The 13,946-nt window shown below is 73.4% G+C and carries 9 protein-coding genes; 6 read left to right on the top strand and 3 right to left on the bottom strand.

The window, feature by feature from the left end:
- Positions 1-145: 145 nt before the first annotated feature.
- Positions 146-700, top strand: coding sequence for a dihydrofolate reductase family protein (locus UO65_RS23625; protein ID WP_035286418.1), 555 nt, complete (start codon positions 146-148; stop codon positions 698-700).
- Positions 701-862: 162 nt separating this feature from the next.
- Positions 863-1,690 (top strand): class I SAM-dependent methyltransferase, encoded by an 828-nt coding sequence (locus UO65_RS23620; protein WP_052021684.1) that lies wholly within the window; start codon positions 863-865, stop codon positions 1,688-1,690.
- A gap of 63 nt (positions 1,691-1,753) precedes the next feature.
- On the opposite strand, the gene UO65_RS23615 is transcribed toward UO65_RS23620, so the two are convergent.
- Positions 1,754-2,371 carry a GyrI-like domain-containing protein gene (locus tag UO65_RS23615; protein WP_035286417.1) on the bottom strand — a complete coding sequence of 206 codons (618 nt, stop codon included), beginning with the start codon at positions 2,369-2,371 and terminating at the stop codon, positions 1,754-1,756.
- A gap of 107 nt (positions 2,372-2,478) precedes the next feature.
- Here UO65_RS23615 and UO65_RS23610 point away from each other — a divergent pair, with 107 nt between their 5' ends.
- A complete protein-coding gene (locus tag UO65_RS23610) occupies positions 2,479-3,390 on the top strand; it encodes an alpha/beta fold hydrolase (RefSeq protein WP_052021682.1) in 912 nt (303 codons plus the stop codon).
- On the opposite strand, the gene UO65_RS23605 is transcribed toward UO65_RS23610, so the two are convergent.
- Complete coding sequence (locus UO65_RS23605; RefSeq protein WP_035286416.1) at positions 3,350-4,546, bottom strand: serine hydrolase domain-containing protein; 1,197 nt, start codon at positions 4,544-4,546, stop codon at positions 3,350-3,352. The two genes, UO65_RS23610 and UO65_RS23605, sit on opposite strands and share 41 nt — an antisense overlap.
- Positions 4,547-4,660: 114 nt before the next feature.
- On the opposite strand from UO65_RS23605, the gene UO65_RS23600 reads away from it, so the two are divergent.
- Together UO65_RS23600 and UO65_RS23595 are read left to right on the top strand one after the other, a co-directional pair.
- Positions 4,661-6,166 carry a MutS-related protein gene (locus tag UO65_RS23600; RefSeq protein WP_035286415.1) on the top strand — a complete coding sequence of 502 codons (1,506 nt, stop codon included), beginning with the start codon at positions 4,661-4,663 and terminating at the stop codon, positions 6,164-6,166.
- The gene (locus UO65_RS23595; RefSeq protein ID WP_035286414.1) at positions 6,163-7,626 is read left to right on the top strand and encodes a MutS-related protein; all 1,464 of its coding nucleotides are present in this window, start codon (positions 6,163-6,165) and stop codon (positions 7,624-7,626) included. The genes UO65_RS23600 and UO65_RS23595 overlap by 4 nt, the downstream gene beginning before the upstream one ends.
- Before the next feature lie 12 nt (positions 7,627-7,638).
- On the opposite strand, the gene UO65_RS33585 is transcribed toward UO65_RS23595, so the two are convergent.
- Positions 7,639-11,421: an AAA family ATPase gene (locus UO65_RS33585; RefSeq protein ID WP_052021678.1), complete on the bottom strand. Its 3,783-nt coding sequence runs from the start codon at positions 11,419-11,421 to the stop codon at positions 7,639-7,641.
- A 195-nt stretch (positions 11,422-11,616) separates the two neighbouring features.
- Between UO65_RS33585 and UO65_RS23585 the strand changes: the two genes are divergently transcribed.
- Positions 11,617-13,929 (top strand): chitobiase/beta-hexosaminidase C-terminal domain-containing protein, encoded by a 2,313-nt coding sequence (locus UO65_RS23585; protein WP_035286523.1) that lies wholly within the window; start codon positions 11,617-11,619, stop codon positions 13,927-13,929.
- Positions 13,930-13,946 lie beyond the last annotated feature (17 nt).

Here is a 13,946-nt window from a genome sequence, read left to right as displayed (position 1 = left end):
CGCGGCGTGGCCCGCGCCGCCCACCGCAGGTCGCCGCTGATCGGGAGGGGCCAGTGCGAGCCGACCGGGATCGGCAGTGGTGGGCGGTGGGGTACGCGGGTCGCACTATGCTCCGGTCTCGGGCTTCGGATTCTTGGAGAGACGCATGAGTGGTGTGGGCACCGGCAAGGTGGTCGTGAACCGGGCGATGTCGCTGGACGGTTTCATCGCCGGTCCCGACCACGCGATGGGCTGGATCGCCGAGCACCTGACCGCGGACGTGTTCCCGGAGGTCATGGCGGCCACCGGCGCCATGCTCGTCGGCCGGGGCACCTACGAGGTCGCCAAGCGCATGTCCGCCGACGACACCGGCTACGACGGGGGACCGCAGTTCGTCCTCACCCACGAGCCCCCCGCGGAACCGGACCCCACCGTCACGTTCCTCACCTGCGGGATCGAGGAGGCCGTCGCCACCGCCCGCGCCGCCGCGGGTGGCAAGGACCTGGAGGTCCTCGGTGCCGACGTGGCCGCCCAGTGCCTGCGGCACGGGCTCGTCGACGAGGTCCTGGTGTACGTCCTGCCGGTGCTGCTCGGCGACGGTGTCCGCTTCTCGCCCCCCGGACTCGGCAGGGTCGACCTGGAACCCATCGGCAACACCCGGTCGGGCGCGGTCACCATGCTCCGCTTCCGCGTGCGGAAGCAGGCGCGGCCCGCGCACTAGCAGGCCGCGAAACACCCGGGACAGGTCCGATCGGGTTGTTCCGCAACAGGTCCACCCCTGTCGCGCGTCCGATTTCCGCTTGTCGCCGATCGTCGCGGTGGCGCTGTCGGGTCTTTGATCAAGACAAGGACGACAAGCCTCCGATACCGATAGATTGGGACAATGACGACACAGGTCGACGACATCAACCCCCAGTATGCGGCGCTCACCGAGGCTTCCATCGTGATCCTCGGCGGCAACATGCACGTCGGCTACTGGGAGAACGACGAGGACAACGCCTCGATGGCCGAGGCCACCAACCGCATGACCGACATGATGCTCGACCGGGTCAACCCGTTACCGGGCCAGCGGCTCCTCGACGTGGGGTGCGGCAACGCCGCGCCCGCCGTCCGCGCCGTCCGCACCAAGGGCGTGTCGGTGGTGGGCATCGACATCGGCGCCTACCAGCTCAAGCTGGCCCAGGAGCGGGTCACCGCCGAGGGGCTCGACGACGTCATCACGGTGCAGCACACCGACGTCAACGCCATGCCCTTCGAGGACGAGTCCTTCGACCACGCCTGGTCCAGCGAGTGCCTCATCCACGTGGCCGACTGGAGCGCGACCCTCGCCCAGATCGCCCGGGTCCTCAAGCCCGGCGGGCGCCTCGTGGTCGCCGACTGCGTGGAGCGGGCCCCCGTCGACGCCCCGACCAGGGAATTCCTCGACGCCTACTACGCTTCGGTGCGCTGCCAGTACAACAAGCTCTCCGAGATCCCCGCCAAGGTGGAGAACGCGGGCCTGGAGCTGGTCGAGCTGGTCGAGATCGGCGACCACATCCTCGAACGCACCATGCAGGCGGTCGACGACGGCTTCCGCTCCATGGCCGAGCGCATCGAAGCCGACTACGGCATGCCCGCGGAGGTCACCGAGAAGATCGGTGTCGACGCCGTGCGCTTCAGCAAGATCCCCGAGTCCGGTTACGCGATCGTGGTCGCCCAGAAGCCGCTCTGAAACCGCCCGTCCACTTCGGACGGTGTGTCGCACCGCCCGTGCAGGGGGCACCTCCTGCACGGGCTACTCGGCTTTGACGGGCTGCCTCAGGATCGTCTTGAGCTTGGCGGGTGGGGTCCGCCGTGCGTCGCTGAGGTAGATCTCGTGGTGGTCGCCGTTGAAGGTCAGGCCGTTGTCGGGCAGGTAGTGCTCGTGCAGGCGGGCCAGGGTCGGGGTTTCGTCGTCGTAAGAGCCGATGTGCAGGATCTGGGCGCAGGTCCCCTCGGTCAGGGTGAGCAGCCTGACGCGTCCGAGCGCGGGGATGTCCTTCTTCTCCGCGACCTCGTCGATCGCGGCCCGGAACACGTCCTCGGTGACCCAGTCCGGCTGGCCGATCATCATGGTCCACTCCCACGCCTCCTTGCGCCGCGCGAGGAACGCGGTGGGGTCGTCGGCTCGCCACAACCCCTCCAGCGGAGCGACCACGAAGTCCCGACCGAGGGTTCTCCGGCAGGTGAACTTCACCGTGTAGGCCACCGAGTAGAGGGCTTGGACCGCGTTCGCGTACTCGGGTGAGGTGTTCGGGTCGCCCCGGCCGTCGACCGCTGCGTACCGGAACTCGGGCACGTCGACGAGGGTGAACTCCTTCGAGGGCGCGGAGTAGAGGTTCCTGTGCGCCTTCTTGACGTCGTACTTGTCCACCGCGACCTCCTCTTCCGGCGGGCGGAGTGTAGTTGTCGCCCGGAACTCGGAACTCGGCGGTTCGGAGTATGGTCGGAAACAATCTCACAGATCCTGGAGGGTTCGCGGTGCCTCGTGTGGAACTCCCGGCGGGCGGGATCGACTACCAGGACACCGGGGGCGCCGGGCCGGTGCTGGTGTTCACCCACGGCTTCCCGATGAACGAAACCCAGTGGCGCAAGGTCCTCCCGCACCTGGCGGGCTACCGCTGCATCCTGCCGACGCTGCCGCTCGGCGGGCACCGCACGCCGATGCACCCGGACGCCGACCTCACCCAGCGCGGCCTGGCGCACATCCTGGCCGACTTCCTCGACGCGCTCGACCTCACCGGCGTGACCCTGGTCGTGAACGACTGGGGCGGCCCGCAGTTCCTCGTCAGCGAGGGCCGCGCCGACCGGGTGGCCCGGCTGGTGCTGGTGGCCTGCGAGGCGTTCGACAACTTCCCGCCGCCACCCGCCCGGCCGCTGGTGGCGCTGTCCGCGCTGCCCGGCGGGGTGTGGCTGATGATGAAGCTGCTCGGCACGGGGTTCTTCCGCCACAGCAGGAAGACCTTCGGCTGCGTGAGCCTGCGCGGCGTCCCGGACGACGTCCTCGACGGGTGGTTCGCCCCCGCGACCGGCAGCGCGGCGATCCGCCGCGACCTGCGCAAGTTCGCCGCGGGCACCCCCGAGGCGCCGGTGCTGCTGGAGTGGACCGCCCAACTCGCCCGGTTCGACCGACCCGCCCTGGTGGTGTGGGCCGAGCAGGACGCGATGATGCCGCGCGAGCACGGTCCGCGGCTGGCCGGGTTGCTGCCGCTGGGGAAGCTGGTCGAGATCGCCGACTCGTCGACGCTGATCCCCGAGGACCAGCCGGAGGAACTGGCCAGGGTCCTGGTCGGGTTCCTGGCGGACAACGGCGCGACACCGGTGCTCACCCGGCACTGCGCCGGTCCGGCGGTCACCGGTGGGGTTCGCCGACTCCCCGGACCGCGTCGTTGACCGCGGCCACCAGGTTCGCGGCCCGCGGGTCCGGCACGCCCTCCAGGACGTGGTTCATGACGTAGCCGAAGGCGAGCCCGGCGGCGGGGTCGGCGAAGCCCAGCGACCCGCCGAGACCGGAGAAGCCGAAGGCCGTCGGGCTGTACCAGAAGGCGTCCGGCGTGGGGAGGCCGAAGCCGGTGGCGAACCGGACGGGTACGCGCAGGACGAGGTCGACCCCCGCGGCCCGTTCCGCGGTGGCCGCGGCGAGGGTGTCGGGTTCGAGGACGCGGTGCCCGTCGACCTCGCCGATGAGCGCGGCGTAGAACCGGGCCAGCGCGCGGGCGGTGCCGATGCCGTTGTACGAGGGCATCTCGGCGGCCCGCACGGCCGGGTCGTTGAGGTCGAGCGCGGGCTGGACGACGGTCAGCGTGGACCGCGCGGTCAGCGACGTCGGGTCGAGGTAGGCGGCGATCACGTCGCGCACCGCTTCGGGCAGCGCGTCGAGGTCCACCGCGCCCAGGGCGGTCGGGTCCAGTTCGGGGATGAGCACGCGGCTGACCCGGTGCTGCTCGGCCTCCGGCAGCCCGATCCAGAAGTCCAGGCCGAGCGGTGCGGCGATCTGCTCGGCGAGGAACGCGCCGAGGCTGCGCCCGGTCACCCGGCGCACGACCTCGCCGACCAGCCAGCCGTGGGTGTGCCCGTGGTAGCCGTGCGCGGTGCCCGGCTCCCAGGCCGGGCGCTGCGCGGCGAGCGCGGCCACCACCGGCTCCCCGACGATCGCCTCGGCCGGGGTGAGCGGTCGGTCGAGCGCGGACAGCCCGGCCTGGTGGGTGAGCAGCCAGCGGACCGGGATGTGCGCCTTGCCGTTGGCCGCGAACTCCGGCCAGTACTCGGCGACGGGCGCGTCGAGGTCCAGCTCACCACGCTGGGCCAGCAGGTGCGCGCAGGCCGCGGTGACGCCCTTGGTGGTGGAGTAGACGACCTGGAGGGTGTCGCGCTCCCAGGGGCGGCCGGTCTCGGGGTCGGCCACCCCGCCCCACAGGTCGACGACCTTGCGCCCGTGCAGGTACACCGAGACCGCGGCGCCGACCTCCTGCCCGCCGTCGAGGTTGGCCGCGAACGCCGCGCGCACCCCCTCGAACCCCGGTGCGGTCTCCCCGCTGACATCGGGCACGTGCGACCACCATCCGTTCTCGACTGCTCCGGGCCAGGACTCTGCCAGGAGCCGGGCACAGGTCATTCGCGGAAACCCGTCGGCGCGTCCCGGGTTCGGCACTAGGGTGCCGGGGTGGGGATCAGGAGTGTGCTGGTGGGGTTCTCGGCCGCTGAGCGGCCGGACTGCTTCGCGGACCTCAACCTCGACCAGGTGGTGCACGCGGTCGCCGGGGACGACGCGGTGGTGGCCGGGTACTTCCACGCCGGGGTGCGGGACGTGCGCGACGTCGAGGCGCGGCAGGCGGTGTTCCGCGACCTGGACGACCCGGCGGTGGCCGAGCCGGTGCGGCGGTTCACCGCGACCGCCGCCCGGACCAGGCGGCGGCTGGGCATGCTGCGGCGGATGACCCACCAGCCGCAGGCCGGGTGGTGGTTCGTGGACGTCGTGCTCGACTGGTCCGCCGCGGTGGTGGCGCTGTCGCGGGGGTTGGACGCGGCCGGGTCGGCGGGGCTGCGGGGGCTGCGCGCGGACCTGGCCGAGTGGGTCGGGCACGGGGAGTTCCCCGCGGTGCGCGAGCGGGCCGCGGACCTGCTGCGGCGGCTCGGCGAGGTCCGCTACGACCTGCTGCTCAAGCAGGACCGGGTCACCGTCGCCGAGCACGACCCGACCTCCCCCGGGGACTTCGCCGACCGCGTGCTGGCGACGTTCGCCCGGTTCCGCCGCGACCCGGCCGAGCCGCCGCAACCCCCGCCGGACCTCGGGCTGGACGAGGTGGAGGCGGCGGTGCTGGACCTCGTGGCCCGCCTGCACCCGGAGCTGTTCGCCGACCTGGCCGCCTTCCACGACCGCCACCGCGACCTCCCGGACCTCCTGCCCCCGGACCTCGACCGGCTCGACGCGGAGCTGCGCTTCCACCTCGCCTACCTCGACCACCTGGCCCCGCTGCGGGCGGCGGGCATCCCGACCTGCTTCCCCCGGGTGTCGGCGACCGACAAGGCGTTCCTGGCGCGCGGTGCGGTCGACCTGGCCCTGGCCGCCCAGCTTGTCGAACGCGGGCAGCCCGTGGTGGGCAACGACCTCGAACTCTCCGGCGCCGAACGCGTCCTCGTCGTCTCCGGCCCCAACCAGGGCGGCAAGACCACCCTGTCCCGCACCTTCGGGCAGCTCTACCACCTCGCCGCGCTGGGTTGCCCCGTGCCGGGCCACGAGGTGCGGTTGTCCCTGGCCGACCGGGTGTTCACCCACTACCCGCGTGCCGAAAGCTCCGACAGCGTGGCCAGCAAGCTCGAAGAGGAACTGGTGCGGATGCGCGACATCCTCGACCGGGCCACACCCCGCAGCGTGGTCGTGCTCAACGAGGTCTTCACCTCCACCACCGGCGACGACGCCCGCGCGCTCAGCCTCACCGTCCTGGACGCGCTGACCCGCCTCGACGTGCCCTGCCTGTGGGTGAGCTTCCTCGACGAGCTGTCGCGGGCCGGTCCCACGACCGTGAGCATGGTGAGCACCCTCGACGACCACGGCGCGCGCACCTACCGGGTCGTGCGCAAACCCGCCGACGGGTACGCCGACGCGGTCGCCGTCGCCGAGAAGCACGGCCTGACCCGCGCCCGCATCCTGGCCCGGGTCCGCCGGTGAGGCCCGCCCTGCTCGCCCCCGCCGACTCCGCGCCCACCGCCCCCGCGCCGGTCAACCCCGAGGTGGTCGAGGACCTGCGGCTGGACGCGCTCGTGGCGGCCATGGCCGACGGCGACGACGAACTGCGCGACCTGGTCCGGGCCACCGTCCTCGCCCCGCTGACCGACCTGGCCGTGCTGCGCCACCGCCAGGACGTGCTGGCCGACTGCCTCCGTCACCCCGGCGCCGTGCGCGCCCTGCACGACCTGGCCCGCCGGGCCGTCGCCGCCGAGCGGACGGTGCTGCGCGGGGCCGCGAGCGGGCAGGCCGAGCCGCTGCTCAACCGCTCGCGGCGGGTGCTCGGCCTGTTCTGCGGCTTCCTGCGCGAACTCGGCGCGTTCGCCGACCGGCACGGCCGCGACTTCCACTCGGCGGGGCTGACCGCGCTGCTCGCCGACGTCCGCACCCACGTCGGCGCGGCCTACCTCGACGGTGTCGAAGAGCTGTTGCGCACGATGGATTTCGACAACGGCATCGTGCTCAGCGCCCGGCTGGGGGAGGGTGGCAAGGGCGTGGACTTCCGGCTGCACGAGCCGCCGGGGCCGGGGCGCGGGGCGGTGCCGCGGCGGTTGCGCAAGTCCGGGCTGGTCCACACGATCACCGGTCACCACGAGCAGGACTGGCGGGCGCTGGCGGCCTTCCGCGGTCGGGCGCTGGCGCCGGTCGCCGAGGCCGCCGCCCGGTCCGCCGACCACGTCCTGGGCTTCTTCGTGGCGCTGCGCGACGAACTGGGTTTCCACATCGGCTGCCTGAACCTCGTCGACGCGCTGGCGGGCCTCGGCGTCCCGACGTGCCTGCCGCGGCTGCACCCGGCGGGGGAACGGGTGCTGACCGCCCGCGACCTGGCCGAACCCTGCCTGGCGCTGGGGACCGGCGGTCCCGTGGTGGGCGGCGACCTGGACGCGTCCGGGTCCGGGTTGGTGCTGGTGACCGGGCGCAACTGCGGTGGCAAGTCGACGTTCCTGCGCGCGCTCGGACTCGCCCAGTTGATGGCGCAGTGCGGCATGGTCGTGGCGGCGCGGGACTTCGCGGTGTCGGTGGCGACCGGGGTGTGCACGCACTTCACCCGGGCGGAGGACCGGGCGATGACCAGCGGCAAGCTGGACGAGGAACTGGCCCGGATGAGCCGGGTCGTCGACCTGGTCACCCCCGGCGCGCTGGTGCTGTGCAACGAGTCCTTCGCCGCCACCGACGAGCGGGAGGCCGCCGCGATCGCCACGGAGGTGTTGCACGCCTTCGTCGACCTGGACGTCCGGGTCGTCTTCGTGACCCACCTGCACGAGTTGGCCCGCACTGTCCACGACGGAGCCCTTCCGGCGCTGTCGCTGACCGCCACCGACGGCTTCCGGATCGTCCCGGGACCGCCGTCGCCGACCGCGCACGCAGGCGACCTCCACGCCCGGATCTTCGGCGACCGGTGACCCGGGCGCGGTTCAGCGATCGCCGAGCAGGCCCTGGATGGTCCAGGCGCTCTTCAGGTCGCGGACGGCCTCCGGGTGGGCCGAGACGAGCCGGGTGAAGGCGGCGACGGCTTCGGCGATCACCTCCGCGGCCCGTTCGGTGTCGACCCCCCGCTGCTGGCGCACGAAGGCGAAGACGAGTTGCGCCCGGGCGAGGGACAGCGCGTCGCCGATGCGGGCGGACAGCGCGCCCAGCTCCGCCACGGCCTCCTCGCTGTGCGCCAGCGCGGCCTCGCCGTGGCCCGCGTCGTGTTCGAGGTGGGCCAGTTCGGCCTTGGTCATCGCGCATCGGCGCAGCACGCTGTGGAGCATGTCGTCGCCCATCGGGAACTTGCCCGCGCGGTGCCCGGCCAGCAGGCGGCCGTGCGAGTCGATGCTCTCGCGGTAGGCGGCGAGGGCGTCGTCGACGCGGCCCGCCGCGAGGAGGCCGCCGACGGTCCGCGCCAGCACGGCCGCGGCGAACTCGATGCCCTGGTTGGGGGTGAAGGACACCACGGGCACACCGCGTTCCCGGGCGACTTCGGTGAGGGGGTTCGGCGGTGCGGGGGCGGGTGGCGGCTCGGCGGTGGGTTCCTCCCTGGCACGGGCGACCCGCCACCACCCCTTGGCCTCCCGCACCTCCTGGTTCCGCATGAGGTGGTCGGCCAGTTCCCGGGCGGCGCCGGTGTGGCCCGCCTCGGCCGCGCGTTCGAGGTGGGTGCGGGCGTCGGCCGGGCGGTCCTGCTCCGCGCGGAGCAGCCCCAGGCGGAAGTCCCCCTCGGCGTCCCCGGCCTCGGCGGCGGCGGTGAACCAGGTCGCGGCGCCGTCCAGGTCGTCGTCGGACCACAGGGACGCGCCCAGCGAGATCATCGCGTTCGTCGCCCCCGCCTCGGCGCCCCGGCGGAACCACTTCCGGGCGGTGCCCCGGTCGCCCCGCTGCCAGTGCAGCACGCCCAGGTCGTGGCAGCCCGCGGTCTGGCCCGCCGCGACGGCGCGGGTCAGCCACGCTTCCGCCTCGACGGGTCGGTCGCCGTCGAGGTGCAGGTGCCCCAGGTTGAACATCGCCTGCGGCAGGCCCGCCTCGGCGGCCCACCGGTAGCGCTCCGCCGCCTCGGCCACCCGACCGGCCTGCGCCAGCCGCACGCCCTCGTTGAACGCCGCCACGGCGGCGGTGCCCGGCTGTTCCGGTGGCTGCCGCCCGCCCAGGACGTCCAGGTTCCGCACCACGACCTCCACGTGGGGCTGATAACCGTCGTCGACCAGTGCCAGCCGCCGGTACAGCCCGGCGGCCTCGCGCAGCGACCCCACCGCCCGCTCCCGGTCCGCCTCGGCGAGGACGGCGCCCTCGGCCGCGAGCGCGTGGGCCAGCACCGGCTCGTGCGCGATCCGGTCGAGCCGGACCAGCCGCCGGGCCGCCGCCACGGCCTCGGCCGCCACCTCGACCGCTTCGCCGTCGCGGCCGACGGCCGACAGCCTGCCCGCGTGGTTCAGCAGCGACAGCGCCAGGTCGGCGCGGTACGCCGTGGGGTTGGCCTCGGCCAGCCCGCGCCGGATCGACACCGCTTCCGCCGAGCACCGCAGCGCCTCGTCGGCGGCATCGAGCCGGACGTGCGCGGTGCCGAGGTTGGTCAGCGCCCGCGCCAGGCCGGGCAGGTGCGCCTGCGGGTCCGCGGCCACCAGCGGCCGGTAGGCGGCGACGCCCTCGGCCAGCGCCCCGGCCGCCTCCGCGGCCCGGTTCACCGCCATGAGCCGGGTGCCCAGCCCGTTCAGCGCGAACGCGAAGCGCGGCGGGTCGGCCAGGGCGGTGCCCGCCAGCGCCCGGTGCAGGTCGACGGACTCCTGCGCCGCCGCCACCGCCGGGCCGCGCTTGCCGGTGTTCTGCAACTGGTTGCCGTGGTTGGACAGCGCCAGTGCCAGCGCGGGCCGGTCCCCGATCTCGCGCAGCAGGTCGACGGCCCGGCCGGTGTGCTCGACGGCCTCCCGGTGCCTGCCCAGGTCGGACAGGAAGCCGCCGATGTCCATCAGGCAGATCGCCCGGTCCGCGCCGTGGGCCCCCGGGTCCAGCTCGGTGAGCCGGTCCAGGGCGGCCAGCGCCCGGTACCCGGCCCGCACCGCCTCCGCCTTCCGGCCCGCGTGCCCCAGCCGGGTGGTGAGCCGGGAGTACCAGGACGCGGCGTCGTGCAGCCGGGTCCGGTCGTCGACCCGCTCGCGGACGAGGCGGTCGGTGACCGCGGCCGCGCCCGCGTCCAGGTCGGCCCGGCGGCCTGCCGGGAAGTGCGGTTCGACGGCCAGCAGCACGTCGGTGTCCAGGTGGCGGGCGGTGGCGAGGGCGGCCAGGGCGGCGCTGCCCGCGCGCACAGCCAGGTCGGGGCGCTCGGTCAGCAGGTCGCCGAGCCGCCCGGCCACGTGCGGCCACCGGTCGGCGGCCGAGGCCAGCACGGTCACGGTTCGCGCGGTCACCGCCGGGTCCGGCTCGTCGGGCCGGTCGAGGCCGAGCAGCGCCCGTGGCACGTCGGCCGACCACGGGTCCGGGTCGTAGCCGGTGACGTCGTGGCCGGGCAGCAGCAGTGCGACGAAGTCCTCCGCCAACCGGTCGGGCAGGAGCGGTTCCAGTTCGAGGGCGCGGTCGCGCGGCGGGTAGCAGAACCGGTGGTCGGTCAGGACGCGCTCGGCCGGTTCCAGGCGCAGGCCCGCCAACCGGGCCACGGCGTCGGCGTGCGCGGCGGGACCGCCCAGGACGGCGGTGAACACCGCGCGGGCCAGCACCGTGGGCGGGGTGTCGAACTCCTCGCCGAGCTGCCGGGTGCCGTGCAGCCTGCGCCAGCCCATGCGCTCGCGGTCGAGCAGGTACGCCGCGATGCCCTCGACCCCGCGCGGCATCGGCTCGCCGGGGAAGCGCACGGTCAGGGCGGACACGAGCGCGGCCATGTGCAGCGTCAGCACCTGCCCGTAGTCGGGGCCGTCGAGGTCCGGCACCGGCTCGGTGATCGGCTCGGGCACTTCCAGGACCTCTCCGAACCGGTCGCGGGCGGCGGTGAAGGCCCGTTCGCGGTCGGCAGGCTCCTCGGCCAGTTCGCCCAGCAGCAGGTCGCCCACCGCCACGCCCGTCGAGCGCAGTTCGCCGCGCAGCGCCGCCCACCACTGCACGGTCCGGCCGATCAGCAGCACCCGCACCCGGGGCCCGGCCAGCGCCGGGTCGGCGAACAGCGCCACCAGTTCCGGGTGCGCCCACCGGTCGGCGTAGTCCACGACCACCAGCAGCCTGCGCTTGCTCGCCCGACCACCCGTCGCGTCGTCGGGGGCGACGCCGTGCCGGGCCTGCGCCACCACCCACCCGTCCGCGGCGGACAGCTCGGCGAAGCGGGCCGCCAGCCGCGACTTGCCCTGGCCGCCGGGACCGTGCAGGAGCAGCGCGGACGCGCCGGTGGTCTTGGCGTCGCGCCACGCGGTGAGCGCGGCCAGTTCGGGCTCCCGGCCGGTGAACGGCACGACCGCGCTGCGCGCGTCGAGCAGGGCGCTGGGCCGGTCGGCGAGCCCGTCGCGGGCGGGCGCGGGGGAGCGGGGGAGGGGTTCGAGCGCGGCGGGGCGGGCGTCGGCGCGGCGTTCGTGCACGGCCAGCACGACGGTCAGCACCAGGGAGACCGGCAGGCCGATCCAGGCGAAGCGGCCCCACCCCTCCGGCAGCGCGTCCGTCGCGATGTTGACCGCGATGGGGAGCAGCAGCACCCCGACCACCACACCGCCGACCAGCGGACGCCGCCGCACCTTCTTCGCCATCGGACCTCCCACCGCAGTATCGCGCCGGGGGTGCCCGCGGTGGGCCGGAATGACCGTATTCGGTACGGGCGCGCGGATTCCACCGGATGTCCCTATCGCCGACGGCGGATCGCCGTTTATGGTCTAGTCCAATGGGCGCACCCCGGGACTGGTCGTCCGCGGCTACTACCTTCGTCATTGGGGTGTGATCTCGTGATGCGAAAAAGGCGGACGTGGCGACCGGGTGCACTGGTCGTCTCGGCGGCGCTGGCCCTCTCCGCGCTGGTCGCCACCGGCGGCACGGCGTCGGCGGCGGCCGACTACACGCAGGGCGCCACGCAGGTGTCGACCTCCCAGGCCCAAGTGGTGTTCACCCCGACCACGGTCGCGCGGTACGTCGACATCCACTACCAGGTCAACGGCGGCGGGCAGCAGAACCTCCGGATGACCGAGTCCGGCGGCACCTGGCGGCAGACGGTCGGGTCGTTGAGCACCGGCTCGCTCCTGGACTACTGGTTCACCTACGAGAAGAGCGGCCCGCAGTACGACACCCCGCACTTCACCTACACCCACGGCGGCGGCACCGGCTCGGTCGCGGCCCCGACGTTCAGCCCCGGGGGCGGCACGTACGCGACCGCGCAGGCGGTCACCCTCTCGACGGCGACCAGCGGCGCGACCATCCGCTACACCGTCGACGGCTCCACCCCCACGGCAACCTCGACGCTGTACTCCACGCCGATCAGCGTCCCCTCGTCGCGCACCGTCAAGGCGATCGCGCTCAAGAGCGGCCTGACCACCTCCGCCACCGCGACCGCGTCGTACACGATCGGCGGCTCCGCGGCGACCTGCCCCACCCAGTCCGACACCCCCGACTTCGGCCCCAACACCCGCGTGTTCGACCCGAGCATGCCCGCGGCCACCATCCAGGCCCGGCTCGACGCCGACTTCGCCGCGCAGAAGGACACCCTGACCGCGCAGATGGGCACCGGCCGGGTCGCGCACCTGTTCAAGCCCGGCACCTACGCCGTGCGCGACAACGTCGGCTACTACACCTCCGTCGCGGGCCTGGGCCAGAACCCGGGCGACGTGGTGATCAACGGCGACATCACCGTGGACGCGTTCAACGAGTCCGACCAGGGCGTGGCGTTGCAGAACTTCTGGCGCTCCACGGAGAACCTGGCCGTCAACCCCAGCAGCGGCGCCACCCGCTGGGCAGTGGCCCAGGCCGCGCCGTTCCGCCGCATGGACATCCGCGGCGACCTCCAGCTCCACCCGGCCAGCTACGGCTTCGCCAGCGGCGGCTACATCGCCGACTCGAAGGTCTCCGGCCAGACCGCGTCGGTGTCGCAGCAGCAGTGGTACACCCGCGACAGCGCCTACGGAAGCTGGGCGGGCGGCGTGTGGAACATGGTGTTCTCCGGCACGTCCGGTGCCCCCGCCAACACCTTCCCCAACCCGCCCGAGACCACCCTCGCCACCACCCCCGTCTCCCGCGACGTGCCCTACCTCTACATCGACGGCGCGGGCAGGTACCGCGTGTTCCAGCCCGCCCTGCGCACCAACGCCTCCGGCCCGAGCTGGGCGGGCGGCAGCACCCCCGGCACGTCGCTGCCGATGAGCCAGTTCTTCGTGGTCAAGCCCGGCGCCACCGCCTCGGCGATCAACACGGCCCTCGCCTCGGGGTGCCACCTGCTGTTCACCCCGGGCATCTACCACCTCGACCAGACCCTCAACGTCACCAAGGCCAACACCGTCGTCCTCGGCATCGGCTACCCCACGCTCATCCCGGACAACGGCGTCAACGCCATGCAGGTGGCCGACGTGGACGGCGTCCGCCTCAAGGGCCTGCTCTTCGACGCGGGCACCACCAACTCCGCCGCCCTCCTGACCGTCGGCCCGGCGGGCTCGTCGGCGTCGCACGCCACCAACCCCACCACCGTCCAGGACGTCTTCTTCCGCATCGGCGGCGCCATCGCGGGCAAGGCGACGACCAGCCTGGTCGTCAACAGCGCCAACACGGTCATCGACCACATCTGGGCCTGGCGGGCCGACCACGGCAACGCGGGCACCTGGGGTTGGACCCAGGCCACCGGCGACACCGGTGTGATCGTCAACGGCAACAACGTGCTCGCCACCGGTCTGTTCGTCGAGCACTACCAGAAGTACCAGGTCATCTGGAACGGCCAGAACGGCCGGACCATCTTCTTCCAGAACGAGATGCCCTACGACGTGCCCAACCAGGCGAGCTGGAGGAGTCCCAACGGCTTCAACGGCTACGCCGCCTACAAGGTCGCCGACTCGGTCACCAACCACGAGGCGTGGGGCCTGGGCAGCTACTGCTTCTTCAACGTCAACCCCTCGGTCAGCGCCTACCACGCCTTCGAAGTGCCCAACACCCCCGGCGTGCGGATGCACAACCTGCTGACCGTGTCCCTGAACTACCAGGGGACGATCACCCACGTGATCAACGACGTCGGTGGCGTGACACCCCCGGGCACCGTCCCGGTCAACGTCGTCAACCACCCCTGACCGCTGGACCCGGGTGC

Origin of the sequence: Actinokineospora spheciospongiae, from assembly GCF_000564855.1 — a bacterium.
GTDB classification, from domain to species: Bacteria; Actinomycetota; Actinomycetes; order Mycobacteriales; family Pseudonocardiaceae; genus Actinokineospora; species Actinokineospora spheciospongiae.
This window is presented reverse-complemented; position numbering and strand designations above follow the sequence as displayed.